21 protein-coding genes are annotated in these 18093 nt (G+C 63.1%); 13 read left to right on the top strand and 8 right to left on the bottom strand.

What is annotated here, in order from left to right:
* Positions 1-19: 19 nt before the first annotated feature.
* Both E7681_RS03270 and E7681_RS03275 read left to right on the top strand, forming a co-directional pair.
* Positions 20-1240: a class I SAM-dependent RNA methyltransferase gene (locus E7681_RS03270; RefSeq protein WP_136337819.1), complete on the top strand. Its 1221-nt coding sequence runs from the start codon at positions 20-22 to the stop codon at positions 1238-1240.
* Between the two features lie 77 nt (positions 1241-1317).
* Positions 1318-1809 carry a L,D-transpeptidase family protein gene (locus E7681_RS03275; protein WP_136337820.1) on the top strand — a complete coding sequence of 164 codons (492 nt, stop codon included), beginning with the start codon at positions 1318-1320 and terminating at the stop codon, positions 1807-1809.
* Here the strand turns inward: E7681_RS03275 and dalA are convergent.
* Positions 1806-2333, bottom strand: coding sequence for a divisome-associated lipoprotein DalA (dalA, locus tag E7681_RS03280; protein WP_136337821.1), 528 nt, complete (start codon positions 2331-2333; stop codon positions 1806-1808). The two genes, E7681_RS03275 and dalA, sit on opposite strands and share 4 nt — an antisense overlap.
* Positions 2334-2517: 184 nt before the next feature.
* Here dalA and E7681_RS03285 point away from each other — a divergent pair, with 184 nt between their 5' ends.
* Complete coding sequence (locus E7681_RS03285) at positions 2518-3096, top strand: L,D-transpeptidase (protein ID WP_136337822.1); 579 nt, start codon at positions 2518-2520, stop codon at positions 3094-3096.
* Positions 3097-3237: 141 nt separating this feature from the next.
* On the top strand, positions 3238-3420 hold the full coding sequence (locus E7681_RS03290; RefSeq protein WP_136337823.1) for a hypothetical protein: 183 nt from the start codon (positions 3238-3240) through the stop codon (positions 3418-3420).
* A gap of 88 nt (positions 3421-3508) precedes the next feature.
* Here the strand turns inward: E7681_RS03290 and hemH are convergent, their stop codons facing one another.
* Positions 3509-4561 carry a ferrochelatase gene (gene hemH / locus E7681_RS03295; protein ID WP_136337824.1) on the bottom strand — a complete coding sequence of 351 codons (1053 nt, stop codon included), beginning with the start codon at positions 4559-4561 and terminating at the stop codon, positions 3509-3511.
* Positions 4562-4620: 59 nt separating this feature from the next.
* Complete coding sequence (locus E7681_RS03300; protein ID WP_136337825.1) at positions 4621-5439, bottom strand: methyltransferase domain-containing protein; 819 nt, start codon at positions 5437-5439, stop codon at positions 4621-4623.
* An 18-nt stretch (positions 5440-5457) separates the two neighbouring features.
* On the opposite strand from E7681_RS03300, the gene E7681_RS03305 reads away from it, so the two are divergent.
* Genes E7681_RS03305 through E7681_RS03320 form a run of 4 tightly spaced genes read left to right on the top strand, consistent with a single transcriptional unit; the run spans position 5458 to position 7750 of the window.
* Positions 5458-6183 (top strand): ComF family protein, encoded by a 726-nt coding sequence (locus tag E7681_RS03305; RefSeq protein WP_136337826.1) that lies wholly within the window; start codon positions 5458-5460, stop codon positions 6181-6183.
* A gap of 40 nt (positions 6184-6223) precedes the next feature.
* Entirely contained in the window at positions 6224-6478 is a 255-nt protein-coding gene (gene grxC, locus E7681_RS03310; protein ID WP_136337827.1) for a glutaredoxin 3, read from the top strand.
* 1 nt (position 6479) lies between these two features.
* A complete protein-coding gene (locus E7681_RS03315; RefSeq protein ID WP_136337828.1) occupies positions 6480-7310 on the top strand; it encodes a carbon-nitrogen hydrolase family protein in 831 nt (276 codons plus the stop codon).
* Positions 7310-7750: a MarR family winged helix-turn-helix transcriptional regulator gene (locus E7681_RS03320; RefSeq protein ID WP_136337829.1), complete on the top strand. Its 441-nt coding sequence runs from the start codon at positions 7310-7312 to the stop codon at positions 7748-7750. The genes E7681_RS03315 and E7681_RS03320 overlap by 1 nt, the downstream gene beginning before the upstream one ends.
* Here the strand turns inward: E7681_RS03320 and E7681_RS03325 are convergent, their stop codons facing one another.
* Both E7681_RS03325 and ubiG read right to left on the bottom strand, forming a co-directional pair.
* Positions 7751-8053 carry a YciI family protein gene (locus E7681_RS03325; protein WP_136337830.1) on the bottom strand — a complete coding sequence of 101 codons (303 nt, stop codon included), beginning with the start codon at positions 8051-8053 and terminating at the stop codon, positions 7751-7753. It abuts the gene before it with no gap.
* Positions 8050-8796: a bifunctional 2-polyprenyl-6-hydroxyphenol methylase/3-demethylubiquinol 3-O-methyltransferase UbiG gene (ubiG, locus tag E7681_RS03330; protein ID WP_136337831.1), complete on the bottom strand. Its 747-nt coding sequence runs from the start codon at positions 8794-8796 to the stop codon at positions 8050-8052. Before ubiG ends, E7681_RS03325 begins: the two co-directional genes overlap by 4 nt.
* A 49-nt stretch (positions 8797-8845) precedes the next feature.
* Between ubiG and pip the strand changes: the two genes are divergently transcribed.
* Complete coding sequence (gene pip / locus E7681_RS03335; protein ID WP_136337832.1) at positions 8846-9829, top strand: prolyl aminopeptidase; 984 nt, start codon at positions 8846-8848, stop codon at positions 9827-9829.
* Here pip and E7681_RS03340 read toward each other — a convergent pair.
* Complete coding sequence (locus E7681_RS03340; RefSeq protein WP_136337833.1) at positions 9826-10524, bottom strand: DUF998 domain-containing protein; 699 nt, start codon at positions 10522-10524, stop codon at positions 9826-9828. The genes pip and E7681_RS03340 overlap by 4 nt on opposite strands.
* Before the next feature lie 189 nt (positions 10525-10713).
* On the opposite strand from E7681_RS03340, the gene rimP reads away from it, so the two are divergent.
* The 4 genes from rimP to infB are packed head-to-tail and all read left to right on the top strand — an operon-like array spanning position 10714 to position 16077.
* The gene (gene rimP / locus E7681_RS03345; RefSeq protein ID WP_136337834.1) at positions 10714-11301 is read left to right on the top strand and encodes a ribosome maturation factor RimP; all 588 of its coding nucleotides are present in this window, start codon (positions 10714-10716) and stop codon (positions 11299-11301) included.
* Between the two features lie 2 nt (positions 11302-11303).
* A complete protein-coding gene (gene nusA / locus E7681_RS03350; protein ID WP_136337835.1) occupies positions 11304-12911 on the top strand; it encodes a transcription termination factor NusA in 1608 nt (535 codons plus the stop codon).
* Positions 12912-12936: 25 nt separating this feature from the next.
* Positions 12937-13554: an RNA-binding protein gene (locus E7681_RS03355; protein ID WP_136337836.1), complete on the top strand. Its 618-nt coding sequence runs from the start codon at positions 12937-12939 to the stop codon at positions 13552-13554.
* A gap of 9 nt (positions 13555-13563) precedes the next feature.
* Positions 13564-16077, top strand: coding sequence for a translation initiation factor IF-2 (infB, locus tag E7681_RS03360; RefSeq protein ID WP_136337837.1), 2514 nt, complete (start codon positions 13564-13566; stop codon positions 16075-16077).
* A 379-nt stretch (positions 16078-16456) separates the two neighbouring features.
* On the opposite strand, the gene mutT is transcribed toward infB, so the two are convergent.
* Both mutT and argJ read right to left on the bottom strand, forming a co-directional pair.
* Positions 16457-16855, bottom strand: coding sequence for an 8-oxo-dGTP diphosphatase MutT (gene mutT / locus E7681_RS03365; protein ID WP_136337838.1), 399 nt, complete (start codon positions 16853-16855; stop codon positions 16457-16459).
* A gap of 11 nt (positions 16856-16866) precedes the next feature.
* Positions 16867-18093, bottom strand: a complete 1227-nt coding sequence (gene argJ, locus E7681_RS03370) for a bifunctional glutamate N-acetyltransferase/amino-acid acetyltransferase ArgJ (RefSeq protein ID WP_136337839.1) — start codon at positions 18091-18093, stop codon at positions 16867-16869.

Here is an 18093-nt window from a genome sequence, read left to right on the forward strand (position 1 = left end):
CGGCTTGGTATCTGGGGCCATGACAGAACACACGATCCTCCGACTTGGTCACCAGGGCGACGGCATTGCCGAAGGCCCGGTTTTCGCCCCCCTGACACTGCCCGGAGAGGTGGTGACCGGCACGCTGGACGGCGCAAAGCTGACCGATGTGCGTATCGTCACCCCCAGCGCGGACCGGGTTGCGGCGCCCTGCAAGCATTACAAATCCTGTGGCGGGTGCCAGTTGCAGCACGCCTCGGACCCGTTCGTGGCGCAGTGGAAGACGGACGTGGTGCGCTATGCGCTGACCGCGCAGGGGATCGAGGCAGAGTTTCGGCCGATCCTGACCTCGGGCGCGAAATCGCGTCGGCGGGCCAGCATTTCCGCGCGGCGCACCAAGAAGGGCGCGCTGGCGGGATTCCATGCACGGGCCTCGGACACGATTGTGGCGATCCCGGAGTGTCAGTTGCTGGACCCCGCGCTGTTGGCTGCGATCCCGGTGGCCGAGGAACTGGCCGTGGTCGGCGGTAGCCGCAAGGGAGAGTTGTCGGTGCTGGTGACTGCCTCGGATTCGGGGCTGGATCTGGCGGTGACGGGGGGCAAGCCGCTGGACGGGCAGCTGCGCATCGACCTGGCCGCTGTGACCGAGCGATTCGGCCTGGCCCGCCTGGCGTGGGAGGGCGAGGTCGTCGCGATGCGCCACGCGCCGGTGCAGGATCTGGGCGGGGTCAAGGTGATGCCGCCGTTTGGCGCGTTCCTGCAGGCCACCAGGGACGGTGAGTCGGCGCTGCGCGACGCGGTGCTGGAGATCGTGCAGGGCTGCGACCCGGTGGTCGATCTGTTCGCAGGTTGCGGCACCTTTGCGCTGCCGATCGCGCGCAAGGCCGAAGTGCACGCCGTCGAAGGCTCGCGCGAGATGACAGCCGCGCTGGATCGTGGTTGGCGCGAGGCGCAGGGCCTGAAACGCGTGACCCATGAGGCGCGCGACCTGTTCCGCCGCCCGCTGCTGCCGGACGAGCTGTCGAAATTCGGTGCCGCCGTGATCGACCCGCCCCGCGCAGGGGCCGAGGCGCAGGTACACGAGCTGGCGAAATCGCGGATACCGGTGATCGCATTCGTGTCCTGCAACCCGGTGACCTTTGCCCGCGACGCGAAAATCCTGCTCGAGGCCGGCTATGCCCTGGACTGGGTGCAGGTCGTCGATCAGTTCCGCTGGTCCGCCCATGTCGAACTGGTTGGCCGTTTCCGCCTATCCGTATGAGTCACGCGCCGGGTCTACACATTTCGCCCAAAAAAAGGTAAACCTGAAAAAAACAATACTCTTGAGGCGAGAGACTGATGCGGTTCGTGAAGCTGGTGATGATCGGTGTTGTGCTGGTCGGCCTGAGCGGCTGTTCTTCGAAATTCAAATCCTACCACGGTCCCGAAGTGACCCGGATCGAGGTGTTCAAGGACAAGCGGCAGATGCAGTTGCTGCATCAGAACAAGGTTCTGAAATCCTACAAGATCGGGCTGGGCTTTGATCCGAAGGGGCACAAGACGGTGTCCGGAGACGGCAAAACCCCCGAGGGCAAGTATTACATCGACCGCCGCAACCCGGATTCGCAGTTCCATCTGTCGGTCGGGATTTCCTACCCCAACAACGCAGACCGCGCGCAGGCCTATGCCAAGGGCCGCAGCCCCGGCGGGGATATCTTCATCCACGGTCAGTCAAAGGAACGGCAACGCAGCCGTGACTGGACGGCGGGCTGCATCGCGGTGCGTAACCGCGAGATCGAAGAAATCTATGCGATGGTCCGCGAGGGAACGCCGATCCTGATCTATCCTTAGATCGCAGATCCGCCTCGGGCACCCAGAACCAGCGTCCACCAGATCTTGCCGTTCGGCTCCTGGAACCAGGAGAAGCCAAGCTCGTTCGCGTTCGGGTCCAGGATCACGCGGCGGGTGTCGTCTTGCTCCATCCAGGCGGAGAGGGTTTCCATCTCGGTCTCGTACGTCTCCGAGATGTTCTCGCCGGCAAGGCGGCCTTCGTAGCCAACGCGGGCAATCCGATCCAGCGGCGAGGAGCCGTCCGAGCCGAAATGCCAGGGGCGGTTCTGAACCGACATGTCACGCGCATGGGTGGCGGCTGCGGCGTTCAGCTTGCCGTTCATCACGACGGGCTGAGCGCCGGATGCGCTGCGCAGGGCGTTGATCGAATCCAGCATCCGATACTGGATCTTGGCGGAATCAGAGCTGCTGATCCGGTACATCCGCGGCAGGGGTTTTCCGTCGGGGCCCATCGTGCGCTGGGGCGCTTCGCAGGCAGACAGACCGAAAACGGCAACAAGAAGCAGGACCAGAATGCGCAGCATAGTGACTTTCCATAGTAATGATCCGCACGGTTTAACGCGGATGACGTTGCCGATCAAACTCACATCCGCGAGAGTTGTTCCATTAACGAGGGTTTGATTTGCGACTGCGGCATTCGCGCCATATATTCGGCGGAACCCTTACCCATCGGTGGCGTTTAACCGGGGACGCCATCAGGAGCTGTTTATGAAAAGACGTGATTTTCTAGCAGGAAGCGCCATGATTCTGGGCGCGCCGGCTTATGCCCAAAACTTGAACACCGACGAATCCACCGAGGCCGACCGCGAGGTCAGCCCGGCCGTCCGGCACAATATCTCCAGCTTTCGCTGGCTGGATTGGCAGCCGTATTTCCGCAACCTGAACAAGGGTGCGATTCTGGTCGATATCGATTCGCGGGCGCTGCACTACTGGTCCGAGGACCACACGACCTACAAGCTGTACCCGACCAGCGTGCCGCTGACGGACGACCTGACCAGACGTGGCCGTACGCATGTCGTGCGCAAGGTCGAGGGCCCGGAATGGCGCCCGACTCCGTCGATGATCAAGCGCAATCCGGAATGGCCGCCGTACATCCCGCCGGGCCCGGAAAACCCGCTGGGCACCCACGCGCTGTACCTGAGCTGGACCTATTACCGCATCCACGGCACCCACGACACGCGCAAGATCGGGCGGCGTTCGTCGAACGGCTGCATCGGCCTGTATAATGAGCATATCTCTGAACTTTTTGCTTTGACGAAAGTTGGCACGCAGGTGTTGCTAATTTGACGCCTCGCCCATGGTCACCCGAGGGCGTCGATAAACTGCATTTGCAATTGTCCAAAATTGCTGCTTTATCGGAGTCCACGAGGTAAGTCTTGGATGCTTTCCGCATCATCCGTGCGGTTATGCTAATATCTGGAGGATACAATGAAAAAACTCGTTCTCGCTGCTGCCCTGACCGCCGCTGCTTCGACCGCTTTCGCTGGCAACCTGGCTGAGCCCGTCATGGAAGCTCCGGTCATCGTCGAAGAAGCTTCCAGCTCGTCGGCTGGTGGCGTCATCGTTCCGCTGGTGATCCTGGCAATCGTCGCTGCTGTTGCAGCTGACTGATTTCCCGTCACGGAAAAAGAAAGGGCGGTGGATTTTTCCACCGCCTTTTTTTGTGTCTGAAAGTCTGTAGCGTACGGGGCCGTCCGGATCAGTCCAGCCAGCCCGCAAGGTTGCGTTCAACCACACCCGCCAGCGCCGCGATATGGGCGGGTTCGTCGTTCAGGCAGGGGATGTAGGTGAAGGTTTCACCGCCTGCGTGCTCAAAGCTTTCGCGGATTTCCTCGTTGATCTCTTCCAGCGTCTCGATGCAATCGGCCGAGAAGGCGGGCGCGATCACGGCAATGGATTTCTTGCCTTGCCGCGCCAGATCGGCGACGTGATCCACGGTGTAGGGGCGCAGCCATTCCTCGGGGCCAAAGACGGACTGGAAGGTCGTGGTGATTTCCGTGTCAGCCCAACCCAGCCGTTCGCGCAGCAGGCGCGTGGTTTTCTGGCACTGGCAATGGTAGGGGTCGCCCTCTAGCAGATAGCGTTTCGGCATCCCGTGGTACGAGACAACCAGGATGTCGGGCTTTTTGGCGGCGGTGGCGAAGCCACGCTCGACCGATTGGGCCAGCGCGTCGATATAGGCCGGATCGTCGAAATAGGCGGAGACGGTGCGCACGGCCGGTTGCCATTTTTCCAGCATCAACGCGCGGAAGAACTGGTCATTCGCAGTGGCCGAGGTGGCCCCGGCATATTGCGGATAAAGCGGCAGGAACAGGATCTTGGTGCAGCCGGCCTGAACCATTTCCTGCACCTTGGACTGGGTCGAGGGGTTGCCGTAGCGCATGCAGAACTCAACCATGACCTGATCGCCGTAGCGGTCCACCAGTGCCGCACGCAGGGCTTGGGTCTGGTCCTTGGTAATGGTCATCAGGGGTGATTCGTTCTTGTCCTCGTTCCAGATCGAGCGATACGCCTTGCCCGAGGAGAACGGCCGCTTCGACAGGATGATCAGCTGCAGCAGCGGCTGCCACTTCCACGACGGGTAGTCGATGACGCGCTTGTCGGACAGGAACTCGGACAGGTATTTGCGCATCGACCAATAGTCGGTGTCGTCCGGAGTACCCAGATTGGCGATAAGTACGCCGACCTTTTCAGCGGGGATTTTAGGGTGATCCGCCGGGGCATGGGCCGGGCATTTGGCTTGGTCCGTCATCGCAGTGATATTCCGTGTTCAGAGTGTTTCATTCCGACATAGGGGCCGGGGCGGGCGGGTCAATCGGGCAGTTTGATTTCGCGGGTTCCCAGCGCATCGGCCAGACGGGCGGCGGCTGATCCCGGGCGCAGCGGTTTGGGCTGGCTTTCGTCCGGGGCCCAGCCCAGCAGAAAGATCATCTCGAACGTTGCGGGGATGCGGCCATCGGCGCCGTAGGTGTCGGCGTAGATCTCGGCAGCCTTGTTCAGCACGGCGCGGCGGGTGGGGCGGCGCAGGCGGCTTTCCAGTGCGTTCGTCTCGCCCATCGCGCGCAGGTCGCGCATCAGGTGAAAGGCGCTTTGGTAGCTGACATTCAGCGGGACCGAGTCGGCCACGGGCAGCGCGAAACCGGCGCGTTGCAGCAGCCCGCCCAGATCGCGGATTTCGGCCATCGGGGCGACACGCGGGGACAGCCCGCCGGTGACGCGCGACTCAGCTTCGGCCAAGGCGGTGCGCAGCTCGTGCAGGGTTTGCCCTCCGAACATCGCCGCCATGAACAGCCCGTCAGGGCGCAAGGCGCGGCGCGACTGGATCATCTGTCCCACAGGGTCCGAGGCCCAGTGCAGCGACAGCGCGTGGATCACCAGGTCATGCGCACCGGGTTCCAGATCCAGCACGTCCTCGTCCGCGACGACGCGCGCGCCGGGAAAGGCGGCGGCCCAGAATTCGGGAAACCCGGTCACGATCGCGGGCGACGTAAAGGTTCTGTTAACCAGCGAGAGGCGATCCTGAAGATCCTCGACGGCGGTTTCATGCAGGAACAGCGCGGGGTCGCGCAGGGCGCGGGCGCGGTGGCGCGTCAGGGTCGCGCGATCGGTGAGTTTTGGCATCTCGGTCATGGACGCACAGATAAAGCGATGAAGGCAAAGTTTCAAACGGCGTTACGTCTCATCTATCCGCCGCGTTGCCTGCGCTGCGGCGATATGGTCGAGTCCGAGTTCGGCCTGTGTGGCCCCTGCTGGCGTGACACGCCGTTCATCACCGGGCTGACATGTGACGCCTGCGGGGTGCCTCTGCCCGGCGAATCAGGCCAGGCCGAGCTGTGCGACGATTGCCTGACCACGCCTAGACCCTGGTCGCGCGGGCGGGCTGTATTTCTGTACGAGGGTAACGGACGGCAACTGGTGATGGACCTGAAGCACGGCGACCGCCACGACATCGCGCGCGGGGCAGGGCGGTGGCTGGCGGTAACTGGGCGCGACTTGCTGGAGGGCGACCCGATTATCGCGCCCGTGCCGCTGCACTGGACCCGGCTGCTGAAGCGCAAGTTCAATCAGGCGGCGCTGTTGTCTGCTGCTTTGGCACGTGAAACCGGCGCGCAGCATTGCCCGGACCTGCTGATCCGGCCCCAAAGGACCAAAACCACGCAGGATCAGGGGCGCGAGGCGCGGTTTGCGCAGATGCAGGGCGCGATCCAGGTGCATCCGAAACGGCGGGGGTTGATCGCGGGGCGGCATGTGGTGCTGGTGGATGACGTGATGACCACTGGCGCGACGCTCAGTGCCGCCGCAGACGCTTGTCTGGCGGCTGGGGCCTGCGGTGTTTCCGCACTGGTACTGGCGCGCGTTGCAATCCGGCCCTAGATTTTGGACAAGTGCTGCGACTGCAAAGGAAACGTGCGACATGAAACCCGTGGAAATCTACACCACCCCGACCTGTGGCTTTTGCCATGCGGCCAAGCGGCTGCTGAACCAGAAGGGTGTCGAATACACCGAGATCGACGTTTGGGCCGCCCCCGAACGCCGCCCCGAGATGATGCAGCGCGCCAATGGCCGCCGGACTGTGCCTCAGATTTTCGTGGGCGAGACGCATGTCGGCGGCTGCGATGACCTCTACGCGCTGGAGCAAGAGGGCAAGCTGGACGCGCTGCTGGCCTGAGATGCGCGCCGCCCTGCTGCAACTGACGGTCAGCGATGACCCCGTGGCCAATCTGGCCGAGACGTTGGCGATGGTTCGCCAATCGGCGGCCGGGGGTGCGGGGTTCGTACTGACGCCCGAGGTGACGAACTGCATTTCGACCTCGCGCGCGCATCAAGAGGCGGTGTTGCATCTGCAGGACGACGACCCGACGCTGGCCGCCTTGCAGGCCGAGGCGCGGGTGTTGGGGATCTGGCTGCTGATCGGGTCCTTGGCGCTGAAGACCGGGGATGCGGACGGGCGGTTTGCCAATCGGTCCTTCTTGATTTCGCCCGAGGGGCAGATCGCCGCTTGGTACGACAAGATCCACATGTTTGACGTGCAGGTGTCCGAAACCGAGAGCTATCGCGAATCCGCAGGCTATCGGCCCGGTGGCCATGCCAGCATTGTCGATGCGGGGTTCGCCAAGATCGGGCTGAGCATCTGCTATGACGTGCGGTTCCCCTACCTCTACCGCGCGTTGGCGCAGGCGGGGGCGCAAATCCTGACGGTTCCGGCGGCGTTCTCGCCCGTCACCGGCGCCGCCCATTGGGAGGTGCTGCTGCGTGCCCGCGCGATCGAGACGGGCTGTTTCGTGCTGGCCCCCGCGCAGACCGGGACACATACGGCACAGACGGGCAAGCCGCGGAAAACCTATGGGCACAGCCTGGCAATCGCGCCCTGGGGCGAAGTTTTGGCCGATGCAGGGACAGAACCCGGCGTCACTTTCGTTGATCTAGATATGTCAGCTGTGCAAGAAGCAAGGGCGCGGGTTCCCGCGCTGACTCATGACCGAAACTTTGACGGCCCCTGATGACTGACCCAAACGCCGCCCTTGCCATTGCCCTGTTCAGCGAGTTGCTGACGGCGGATCAGCTGATCCGGAACCGCCTGAGCAAGGTGCTGCCCAAGGGTATGGAAATCTCGCATTTCTCGGTGCTGAACCAGCTGGGGCGCATCGCCGACGAACGCACCCCCGCACAGCTGGCCAAAAGCTTTCACGTCACGCGCGGGGCGATGACCAACACCCTGAACAAGCTGGAATGGGCGGGCTATATCCACATCCGCCCCGATTGGGACGACGCGCGCCGCAAGATGGTGGCGATCAGCCCGGCGGGCCGTCAGGCGCGGGATGCGGCGCTGGCGGCAATCTCGCCCATGATTTCCGAGCTGGTCAGCGAGCTGGGCGACGAAAAGGTGCGCGCCGTCCTGCCGATCCTGCGGGAATTGCGGCTGAAGCTGGAAGACAGCTGATTACTTCAACGCCGGGTGCAGGTTGCTGGGCATGAACTGCGTATAGCTGTAGCTGGCCACGTTTTCCGTCACGAAGGGGTCAGCCGCCAGATAGGCCTGCGCGTCCTCAAGCGAGGGGGCGGTCATCACGATCACCCCGCCGGTCCGCGGCACCTTTGCGCCCGAGGCGATGAAGCGCCCCTCGGCATAGGCGTTGCGGACAAAGGCCATGTGCGGTTCGATCACGGCCTGAATCTGCTCCATCGGGACGGTGTATTCGATGTCGACGACGAACAGGGTGTGACCTTCGGGGATCGTGCTCATGCGGGCCTCGTGCTGGCGGTGACGTAGTTGACGGACAGGTCGCGATCCGAGATCGACCACTGCCACGAGATCGGGTTGAAGACAAAACCCTTGCGATCCACCGGTGTCAGCCCGGCGGTGGTGATCAGGCCGTACAGCTCATCCGGGGTGATGAACTTGTGCCATTCATGCGTGCCCTTGGGCAGCCAGCGCATCACGTATTCCGCGCCGACGATGGCGACGGCAAAGGATTTCGGATTGCGGTTGATGGTCGAGCAGATCATCAGCGCGCCGGGTTTCAGCAGGTCATGGCAGGCGGTGATATAGGCCTGCGGGTCGGCGACGTGTTCGACCACTTCCATGTTCAGCACGACGTCGAACTGTTCGCCCGCGGCGGCCAGTTCCTCGGCGGTGATGTTGCGATAGTCGATCTGTAGCCCCGACTGTTCGGCGTGGATCTGTGCGACGGGGATGTTGCGCGGCGCGGCGTCGGCACCGATCACCGTGGCGCCCAGACGGGCCATCGGTTCGGACAGCAACCCGCCACCGCAACCGATGTCCAGCAGGCGCAGGCCCTTGAACGGTTCGGGCTGGGTCAGATCACGGCCGTACTGACCGGCGATCTGGCGCGTGATATAGTCCAGCCGGCAGGGGTTCATCAGGTGCAGCGGCTTGAACTTGCCCTTGGGGTCCCACCATTCGGCGGCCATTGCCTCGAATTTGGCGACCTCGGACGGGTCAACGGTGGTTTGAGCGGTTTGCATTCTGCTCTCCCTGTGCTTCTTTGGGTCAGCTATCCTATATAGGATGATCATGGACAAGTTCTCGGGCCAAAAAAGCGCAGTGCAATATCTTTACCCGCCGATCGATCCGTTCGATCAGCGCATGCTGGATGTTGGCGACGGGCACAAGATCTATATGGAGCAATCCGGAAACCCCGAGGGGCTGCCCGTTGTCGTGTTTCACGGCGGGCCAGGGGGTGGCTCCAGCCCCGCGATGCGGCGGTATTTCGACCCCAAGGTTTACCGGATCGTGCTGTTCGATCAGCGCGGCTGCGGGCGGTCGCGGCCTCATGCCTGCGTCGAGGCGAACACCACCTGGCATCTGGTCCGCGATATCGAGGCGATCCGCCACGCGCTGGAGATTGACCGCTGGATCGTGTTCGGCGGCAGCTGGGGTGCAACGCTGGCGCTGATCTACGCGCAAGAGCACCCCGAGCGGGTCCGCGCGCTGATCCTGCGCGGCGTGTTCCTGGCGACTCAGGCCGAGCTGGATTGGTTCTACGGCGGCGGCGCGGGCAAATTCTGGCCCGAGACCTGGAGCCGTTTCGCCGACCTGATCCCCGAGGACGAGCGTGGCAACATGATCGCTGCCTACCACAAGCGGCTGTTCAGCGGCGATTACGGGCAAGAGCTGAAATACGCCCGCGCCTGGGCCGAGTGGGAGAACGCGCTGGCCTCGATCCAGTCCACCGGCCACGGCGGAGAGGCGCCCGGTGAATACGCCCGTGCCTTTGCGCGGCTAGAGAATCACTATTTCACCCACGGTGCGTTTCTGGAGAAAGACGGCCAGATTCTGGACCGGATGGACCGCATCGCGCATCTGCCCGGTGTGATCGTTCAGGGGCGATACGACATGATCTGCCCGCCGGATGGCGCGTGGAAACTGGCGAAACGCTGGCCCAACGCCGAGCTGCGGATGATCCGCAACGCCGGGCACGCCCTGTCCGAACCGGGCATCAGCGCCGAGTTGGTGCGCATCATGGATCGCATCGCGGAAGAGGGCGAGCTGAGTTAAGACCGGCGTTTCAGCAGGCCCTGAACCAGCCCGTACTCGGCCCGGCCCTTGGTCAGCCAGGACAGGCCGAACGCCCATATCCCCGACGCTTCGAGCCAGAAGACCACGCGCCAGTCGATCACCAATGCGCGCCAATCGGGGTTGCCGGCGACCTTGAAATAGGATGCGACGGTGGCCGCGACCCCGGCCAGCACGATGTACCAGCCGCAGGCCAGGTAAATCCGCCTGCGGGCCGGTTTTGCGGTTTTGGCGAACTTCACCAGACAGAAATAAGCCAATGATCCCAAGAAGATCATTGCGCTGACATAGTGACCGATCGCCGCCGCCTTGTAGCCGATGATGGCTTGCGACAGGGTTGCGGCGTGCTCGGGGATGACGGTTTCGTTGGGAAAGACCGCCACGCCAAAGGCCGCGATCCCGGCGATGGTGGCGACCAGATCGTCGGACAGGCGTTCGCCGTTCTTCAGCGGGTGGCCTTTGTAGGAGATCAGGAAGACCCCGATCGCAAACAGCGAGCCGACGAACAGATCGCGCATCGTGGTGTGGTAGTAATCGCTGACCGAGGGGGCGACGGCGTGCTCGGCCAGCAGTCCGCCGATTACCAGAAGGATCGGAAAGCCCACGCCAAGATAGCCCAGGGCCTGACGGACGCGGACATAGGACAGGACCATTTCATCGCGGGTATCTGTGGACATGGGGCCTCGGGTCGTTTTCCGGCAGACTAGCCGGGGCGCGCATTTCCGCAAGGCTGGCAAGCAGGACTTGAAAGCGGTGGGGAACCGGCGTATAGACGCTCCAACAGCGGTGCGCTGGGGTGAAAATCCCAACGCTCCATCGGAAATTTCGACGGGCCGCTGGCCCGTTTTTTTGTGTCTGGACGAATGATGAGCAACGACCTGATAGCGAAGACCGCGATCGACCGCCGCCTGGCCGAGATCGTCGGCCCCGTGATCGCCGATATGGGATTCGAACTGGTCCGTGTGCGCCTGATGGGCGGCAAGACCAACACCCTGCAGATCATGGCCGAACGCCCCGAAGGCGGGATCGAGGTTGACGACTGCGCCGAGATCAGCACCGCCGTTTCGGCGATCCTGGACGTCGAAGACCCGCTGACCGACCAGTATATCCTGGAAGTGTCCAGCCCCGGCATCGACCGTCCGCTGACCCGGATGAAGGACTTCGAGACCTACGAGGGCTACGAAGCCAAGCTGGAAACCGCCGACATGGTCGCGGGCCGCAAACGCTTCAAGGGCGAGCTGGCCGGCATCGAAGGCGACGAAGTGCTGATCAATATCGAAGAGGCCGGCGAGACCATCACCGTGGGCCTGAACTTTGACTGGCTGGCCGATGCCAAGCTGGTGCTGACTGACGAGTTGATCCGCGAGGCGCTGAACCAGCGCAAGGCCGCGGGCAACTTCAACGAAGAAGAATTTGACGAGATCGAAACCGATACCGGTTCTCAGGAGGACTGAACATGGCAATCACTTCCGCAAACCAGCTGGAGCTTCTGCAAACCGCCGAAGCCGTCGCGCGCGAGAAAATGATCGACCCCGGCCTGGTGGTCGAAGCGATGGAAGAGTCGCTGGCACGCGCCGCCAAGAGCCGGTACGGCAGCGAGATGGACATCCGCGTGAAGATCGACCGCAAGACCGGCCGCGCGACCTTTACCCGTGTGCGCACCGTGGTCGAGGATGACCTGCTGGAGAACTACCAGGCGGAACTGACCGTTCAGCAAGCCAAGCAGTACATGTCCGACCCGCAGATCGGCGACACCTTCGTCGAGGAAATCCCCCCGGTCGAGCTGGGCCGTATCGCTGCTCAGTCGGCCAAGCAGGTGATCCTGCAAAAGGTCCGCGAAGCCGAGCGTGACCGCCAGTACGACGAGTTCAAGGACCGTCAGGGCACCATCATCAACGGCACCGTCAAGCGCGAGGAATACGGCAACGTCATCGTCGACGTGGGCCGTGGCGAAGCCATCCTGCGCCGCAACGAGAAGATCGGCCGCGAAGCCTATCGTCCGAACGACCGTATCCGCTGCTACATCAAGGACGTCCGCCGCGAAGCACGTGGCCCGCAGATCTTCCTGTCGCGCACCGCGCCGGAATTCATGGCCGAACTGTTCAAGATGGAAGTGCCGGAAATCTATGACGGCATCATCGAGATCAAGGCCGTGGCCCGTGATCCGGGTTCGCGCGCGAAGATCGCCGTGATCTCGTACGATGGCTCGATCGACCCGGTCGGCGCGTGCGTCGGTATGCGTGGTAGCCGCGTGCAGGCCGTCGTGAACGAGCTGCAGGGCGAAAAGATCGACATCATTCCGTGGAACGAGGACGTCCCGACCTTCCTGGTGAACGCGCTGCAGCCGGCCGAAGTGTCCAAAGTGGTTCTGGACGAAGACGCCGAGCGTATCGAAGTCGTGGTTCCCGACGAACAGCTGTCGCTGGCCATCGGCCGTCGTGGTCAGAACGTGCGTCTGGCCAGCCAGCTGACCAACCTGGACATCGACATCATGACCGAGTCCGAGGACAGCGCAAAACGTCAGAAAGAGTTCGAAGAACGTACGAAACTGTTCATGGACGCGCTGGACGTGGACGAATTCTTTGCACAGCTGCTGGTGGCCGAAGGCTTCACCAACCTCGAAGAGGTCGGCTATGTCGAGATCGACGAACTGCTGACCATCGACGGCGTGGACGAAGACACCGCCTCGGAACTGCAGGCCCGTGCCCGCGACGTGCTGGAAGCCGAAGCAAACGCCGCGATGGAACGTGCGCGCGAGCTGGGCGTCGAGGACAGCCTGGTTGAATTCGAGGGTCTGACTCCCCAGATGATTGCTGCCCTGGCCGAAGACGGCGTGAAAACGCTGGAAGACTTCGCCACCTGCGCCGACTGGGAACTGGCCGGCGGCTGGACCACCGTCAACGGCGAGCGCGTCAAGGACGATGGCCTGCTGGAGAAATTCGACGTCTCGCTGGAAGAAGCTCAGAACATGATCATGACCGCCCGCATCGCGCTGGGCTGGGTTGATCCCGAAGAGCTGGCCGAAGACGAAGACGGCGAAATCGAAGAGGAAGGCGAGGCCTGATCAGGCTTCGGTTGGGGTGTAACGCATGACGCGTGGCGGCAAGACCAAGGACCAGGACGAAGCGGAGCGTAAATGCATCGTCACGGGCGAGGTGCAGCCCAAGCATGGGCTGATCCGCTTTGTCATCGGCCCCGATGGACAGGTCTTTGCGGACCTGGCTGAAAAACTGCCCGGCCGGGGCATCTGGGTCTCGGCCGATCGCGAGGCGCTGAACAAGGCGGTGGCGAAGAACCTGTTCTCGCGCGCGGCCAAGGCGCCGGTCCAAGTGTCGCCCGAACTGCCCGCGCAGGTCGAGAAGATGCTGACCAAACGCGTGATCGACCTGATCAGCCTGGCCCGCAAAAGCGGGCACGCTGTGGCCGGGTACGAAAAGGTGAAGGACTGGCTTCTGAAAGAAGAAGCCGTAGTGCTGATGCAGGCCAGCGATGGCTCGGGCCGCGGCAAGTCGAAGCTGAGCACGCCAGAGGGCGGCAAGTTTATCGGCTGGCTGACGGCGGACGAGTTGGGCCAGGCCTTCAGCCGGCAAACTGTCATCCACGTTGCGCTAGCCGCTGGTGGTTTGACGCGACGTGTTGTAGAGGAAGCCGCAAGACTTAAAGGACTGCGAGCTTCGGACGGCGGATCCGACCGCCGGAAAGGATAGAAGACCCACATGAGCGATAACGACGGTAAGAAGACATTGGGCGTGCGTGGTGGAGGCCCGCGCGCGGGCAACGTGAAGCAAAGCTTCAGCCACGGCCGGACCAAGAACGTCGTGGTGGAGACCAAGCGCAAGCGCGTCGTGGTTCCCAAGCCCGGTGCGGCCAAACCCGGCGCAACCGGCAATCCCGCGCTTGGGGATCCCTCGAAGCGTCCCGCAGGCATTTCCGATGCCGAGATGGAGCGCCGCCTGAAGGCTCTGCAGGCTGCAAAAGCCCGCGAAGTCGAAGAGGCAGCCGCCCGCGAAGCCGAGGAAAAGGCCCGCGAAGAGGAGCGTGAACGCCGCCGCGCCGAGATCGAGGCCAAGGAACGCGAAGAGCGCGAGCGCGAAGAGGCCCTGCGCGCCAAGCAGGAAGAGGACGAGCGCAAGGCGCGCGAAGCCGAGGAAGCCGCCAAGCGCGCCGCCGCCGAGGCAGCAGCTGCCGCAGCCGCTCCCGAGGAAAAAGCCGCGCCCCGCAAGGCCAAGGAAAAAGAAGCCGCAGCCCCCGTGCCGCGTGGCAGCGCCGTTGCCCGCAAGGAACGCGAGGCCGATCAGGATCGCGGTGGCCGCAAGGGGCGTGACGATGGTCGTCGCTCGGGCAAGCTGACCCTGAACAGCGCCCTGTCGGGTGACGAGGGTGGCCGTCAGAAATCCATGGCCGCGATGAAGCGCAAGCAAGAGCGTGCCCGCCAGAAGGCAATGGGCATGCAGGAGCGCGAAAAGATCGTACGCGACGTGCAGGTTCCCGAAACCATCGTGGTCTCGGAACTGGCCAACCGTATGGCTGAGCGCGTCGCCGACGTGGTCAAGGCGCTGATGAAGATGGGCATGATGGTTACGCAGAACCAGACCATCGACGCAGACACCGCCGAACTGATCATCGAGGATTTCGGCCACCGCATCGTGCGCGTCTCGGACGCGGACGTCGAGGACGTCATCCAGTCGGTCGACGATGCCGCCGAGGACATGCAGTCGCGTCCGCCGGTCATCACGATCATGGGTCACGTCGACCACGGCAAGACCTCGTTGCTGGACGCGATCCGCAACACCAACGTCACCGCAGGCGAAGCTGGCGGCATCACCCAGCACATCGGCGCCTACCAGGTGACGACCAAGGGTGGCAACGTCCTCAGCTTCCTCGACACGCCCGGCCACGCCGCGTTCACGTCGATGCGTTCGCGTGGTGCTCAGGTCACGGATATCGTGGTTCTGGTGGTTGCTGCCGATGACGCGGTCATGCCGCAGACCATCGAAGCCATCAACCACGCCAAGGCTGCCGGCGTTCCGATGATCGTTGCCATCAACAAGTGCGACAAGCCTGCCGCCGACCCGAACCGCGTGCGTACGCAGCTTCTGCAGCACGAAGTGGTCGTCGAGGCCATGTCGGGCGAAGTGCAGGACGTCGAGGTTTCGGCCAAGACGGGCAAGGGTCTGGATGACCTGCTGGAAGCCATCGCGCTGCAGGCAGAAATCCTGGAACTGAAGGCCAACCCCGACCGTGCCGCCGAAGGCGCCGTGATCGAGGCTCAGCTGGACGTGGGCCGCGGCCCCGTTGCGACCGTGCTGGTCCAGAAGGGCACCCTGCGTCAGGGCGATATCTTCGTCGTGGGCGAACAGTGGGGCAAGGTCCGTGCACTGGTCGACGACAAGGGCGAGCGTATCACCGAAGCGGGCCCCTCGGTCCCGTGCGAGGTTCTGGGCCTGAACGGCACCCCCGAAGCGGGCGACGTGCTGAATGTGGTCGAAACCGAAGCACAGGCACGCGAGATCGCTCAGTACCGCGCAAATCTGGCGAAAGAGAAGCGCGCCGCTGCCGGTGCGTCGACCACGCTGGAACAGCTGATGCAGAAGGCCAAGGACGACAAGAACGTCAGCGAGTTGCCGATTCTGGTCAAGGCGGACGTGCAGGGCTCGGCCGAAGCCATCGTTCAGGCGATGGAGAAGATCGGCAACGAGGAAGTGCGCGTGCGCGTGCTGCACTACGGTGTGGGCGCGATCACCGATACCGACGTCGGCCTGGCCGAAGCGTCGGGCGCACCGATCATGGGCTTCAACGTTCGTGCCAATGCCTCGGCCCGCAACACCGCCAACCAGAAGGGCGTCGAGATCCGCTACTACTCGGTGATCTACGACTTGGTGGATGACGTGAAAGCCGCCGCAAGCGGCCTGCTGAAGAACGAGATCCGCGAAAACTTCATCGGCTATGCCGAGATCAAAGAAGTGTTCAAGGTTTCGGGCGTTGGCAAGGTTGCCGGCTGTCTGGTCACCGAAGGCGTGGCGCGTCGTTCCGCCGGCGTGCGTCTGCTGCGCGACAACGTGGTGATCCACGAAGGCACGCTGAAGACGCTGAAGCGCTTCAAGGACGAGGTCAAAGAGGTCCAGTCGGGTCAGGAATGCGGTATGGCGTTCGAGAACTACGACGATATCCGCCCCGGCGACGTGATCGAGATTTTCGAGCGCGAAGAAGTCGAACGCAGCCTGACCTGATCGGGGTGCGCAAACCAAAGAAAAAGGGACGGCGTTTGCCGTCCCTTTTTTCTTTGCCAGATAGGTTTGTTATGCGGCCCGGATTGGCACCGGTTTGCCAGCAAACTCACGATCGCCCACACGCACCAGAATCTTTCCATCCGGAAGCCCGCGAACGAACGTACCCTGTACGGAGACACAGCTCCCAATCACTACGGTTCTCAGCAAGTCAATTCCTCCCCAAACGACATTGACGTAAGAAAAAGGTAATCGCTTTTGGTAAACAAAACACCAAAAAAAGGGGCATTCTACAGGCGTCTTATACGAAAGAGTTACAAAAACCTTCTTGTGATCTACGAAAACCCTGTGGAAAACCCGTAGTTTGCCCGCTTTTTGACCGTCAAAGCAGGTCGCGCAGGATCGGAATCAGCGGGATGTCCGCTGGCGGCATGGGATAGTTCGCCAGATCACGGGCATGGACCCATTTCAGCACCTGGCCTTCGCGCGGGGTCGGGATGCCCTCCCACTTGCGGCAGGCGAATAGCGGCATCAGCAGGTGGAAGTCGTCGTAGCTGTGCGAGGCAAAGCTGAGCGGCGACAGGCAGCTGGACCACGTGTTGATGCCCAGCTCTTCTTCCAGTTCGCGGATCAGGGCGTGTTCGGGGGTTTCACCTGGTTCGACCTTGCCGCCCGGAAATTCCCACAGCCCCGCCAGGGATTTCCCGGCGGGACGTTGGGCCAACAGAACCCGTCCGTCGATGTCGATCAGCGCCACCGCCGAGACGAGAACCATTTTCATGCGTGTCTTCCTTACGACCGGTAGTCAGCGTTGATCGAGATGTAGCCGTGCGTCAGGTCGCAGGTCCAGACGGTGGATTTGCCCACGCCCAGGCCCAGATCGACGTTGATCGCCAGGTACTGGCCCTTCATGTAGTCGGCACCCAGCTGTTCCTTGTAGGTCGGCGAAACCCAGCCTTTTTCGGCCACCAGGATGTCGCCAAACCGGATGGTCAGCAGGTCACGATCCGCCGCCGCGCCGGATTTGCCGATCGCCATGACGACGCGGCCCCAGTTCGGGTCTTCGCCGGCGATGGCGGTTTTGATGAGCGGCGAGTTGGCGATGGCCATCGCGTGGACACGGGCATCCGAGTCGCTGGCGGCACCGGTCACGTTGACCTCGACGAACTTCGTGGCGCCTTCGCCGTCGCGGACGACCTGATGCGCCAGATCCAGCATCACCTCGTGTAGGGCGGCTTCGAACGCGGCGTTGCCGTCCACGTTGACGCCCGACGCGCCGGTCGCCGCCAACAGCAGCGTGTCCGAGGTCGAGGTGTCGCTGTCCACCGTGATGGCGTTGAAGGTGACGTCGGTCAGCTTCGACAGCATCTTTTGCAGCTTGGCCTGATCAGCCTGCGCGTCGGTGAAGATGTAGACCAGCATCGTCGCCATATCCGGCGCGATCATGCCCGAGCCTTTGGCGATCCCGGCGATTTTCACCGGCTTGCCGTCGATTTCGATCGTGGCCGTGGCCCCCTTGGGAAAGGTGTCGGTGGTCATGATCGCACGGGCGGCCTCGGCGATGCCGTTGGGGTTCAGGTTGGCCTTCAGCTCGTCCAGCTTGGCGGTGATACGCGCGTGGGGCAGGGGTTCGCCGATCACACCGGTCGAAGAGGAGAACACGCGGTTTTCCTCGATCTCCAGCGTCTGAGCGACTGCCGAGGTCACGGCATGGGTCGATTCGACCCCGTTGCGCCCGGTGAAAGCGTTGGAATTGCCCGAGTTCACGATGATCGCGGCGGGGCCGCTGTCCTTGTGGCCGATCTTTTCCTGGCAATCCAACACGGCGGCAGAACGGGTGGCGGACCGGGTGAAAACCCCGGCCATCGCGGTTCCGGCGGCCAGACGGACCAGCATCACGTCGGTCCGGCCCGCATAGCGCACACCGGCCTGCGCGGCGGCGAATTCGACGCCACCGATCACCGGCAGGTCGGGGAAGGCAGTGGGCGCCAGCGGCGAAACAGCAAGAGCTTTACCCAT

The organism is Thalassobius vesicularis, from assembly GCF_004799325.1.
GTDB classification, from domain to species: Bacteria; Pseudomonadota; Alphaproteobacteria; order Rhodobacterales; family Rhodobacteraceae; genus Thalassobius; species Thalassobius vesicularis.

What these genes read in the sequence shown, in the direction of transcription:
- E7681_RS03340 (WP_136337833.1), bottom strand. Translation starts at nt 10,524, where the DNA reads ATGTCCACAGATACCCGCGATGAAATGGTCCTGTCCTATGTCCGCGTC.
- E7681_RS03355 (WP_136337836.1), top strand. Translation starts at nt 12,937, where the DNA reads ATGACGCGTGGCGGCAAGACCAAGGACCAGGACGAAGCGGAGCGTAAA.
- infB (WP_136337837.1), top strand. Translation starts at nt 13,564, where the DNA reads ATGAGCGATAACGACGGTAAGAAGACATTGGGCGTGCGTGGTGGAGGC.
- mutT (WP_136337838.1), bottom strand. Translation starts at nt 16,855, where the DNA reads ATGAAAATGGTTCTCGTCTCGGCGGTGGCGCTGATCGACATCGACGGA.
- E7681_RS03315 (WP_136337828.1), top strand. Translation starts at nt 6,480, where the DNA reads ATGCGCGCCGCCCTGCTGCAACTGACGGTCAGCGATGACCCCGTGGCC.
- E7681_RS03275 (WP_136337820.1), top strand. Translation starts at nt 1,318, where the DNA reads ATGCGGTTCGTGAAGCTGGTGATGATCGGTGTTGTGCTGGTCGGCCTG.
- hemH (WP_136337824.1), bottom strand. Translation starts at nt 4,561, where the DNA reads ATGACGGACCAAGCCAAATGCCCGGCCCATGCCCCGGCGGATCACCCT.
- pip (WP_136337832.1), top strand. Translation starts at nt 8,846, where the DNA reads ATGGACAAGTTCTCGGGCCAAAAAAGCGCAGTGCAATATCTTTACCCG.
- E7681_RS03300 (WP_136337825.1), bottom strand. Translation starts at nt 5,439, where the DNA reads ATGACCGAGATGCCAAAACTCACCGATCGCGCGACCCTGACGCGCCAC.
- grxC (WP_136337827.1), top strand. Translation starts at nt 6,224, where the DNA reads ATGAAACCCGTGGAAATCTACACCACCCCGACCTGTGGCTTTTGCCAT.
- rimP (WP_136337834.1), top strand. Translation starts at nt 10,714, where the DNA reads ATGAGCAACGACCTGATAGCGAAGACCGCGATCGACCGCCGCCTGGCC.
- E7681_RS03285 (WP_136337822.1), top strand. Translation starts at nt 2,518, where the DNA reads ATGAAAAGACGTGATTTTCTAGCAGGAAGCGCCATGATTCTGGGCGCG.
- E7681_RS03325 (WP_136337830.1), bottom strand. Translation starts at nt 8,053, where the DNA reads ATGAGCACGATCCCCGAAGGTCACACCCTGTTCGTCGTCGACATCGAA.
- argJ (WP_136337839.1), bottom strand. Translation starts at nt 18,093, where the DNA reads ATGGGTAAAGCTCTTGCTGTTTCGCCGCTGGCGCCCACTGCCTTCCCC.
- E7681_RS03320 (WP_136337829.1), top strand. Translation starts at nt 7,310, where the DNA reads ATGACTGACCCAAACGCCGCCCTTGCCATTGCCCTGTTCAGCGAGTTG.
- dalA (WP_136337821.1), bottom strand. Translation starts at nt 2,333, where the DNA reads ATGCTGCGCATTCTGGTCCTGCTTCTTGTTGCCGTTTTCGGTCTGTCT.
- E7681_RS03305 (WP_136337826.1), top strand. Translation starts at nt 5,458, where the DNA reads ATGAAGGCAAAGTTTCAAACGGCGTTACGTCTCATCTATCCGCCGCGT.
- ubiG (WP_136337831.1), bottom strand. Translation starts at nt 8,796, where the DNA reads ATGCAAACCGCTCAAACCACCGTTGACCCGTCCGAGGTCGCCAAATTC.
- E7681_RS03290 (WP_136337823.1), top strand. Translation starts at nt 3,238, where the DNA reads ATGAAAAAACTCGTTCTCGCTGCTGCCCTGACCGCCGCTGCTTCGACC.
- E7681_RS03270 (WP_136337819.1), top strand. Translation starts at nt 20, where the DNA reads ATGACAGAACACACGATCCTCCGACTTGGTCACCAGGGCGACGGCATT.
- nusA (WP_136337835.1), top strand. Translation starts at nt 11,304, where the DNA reads ATGGCAATCACTTCCGCAAACCAGCTGGAGCTTCTGCAAACCGCCGAA.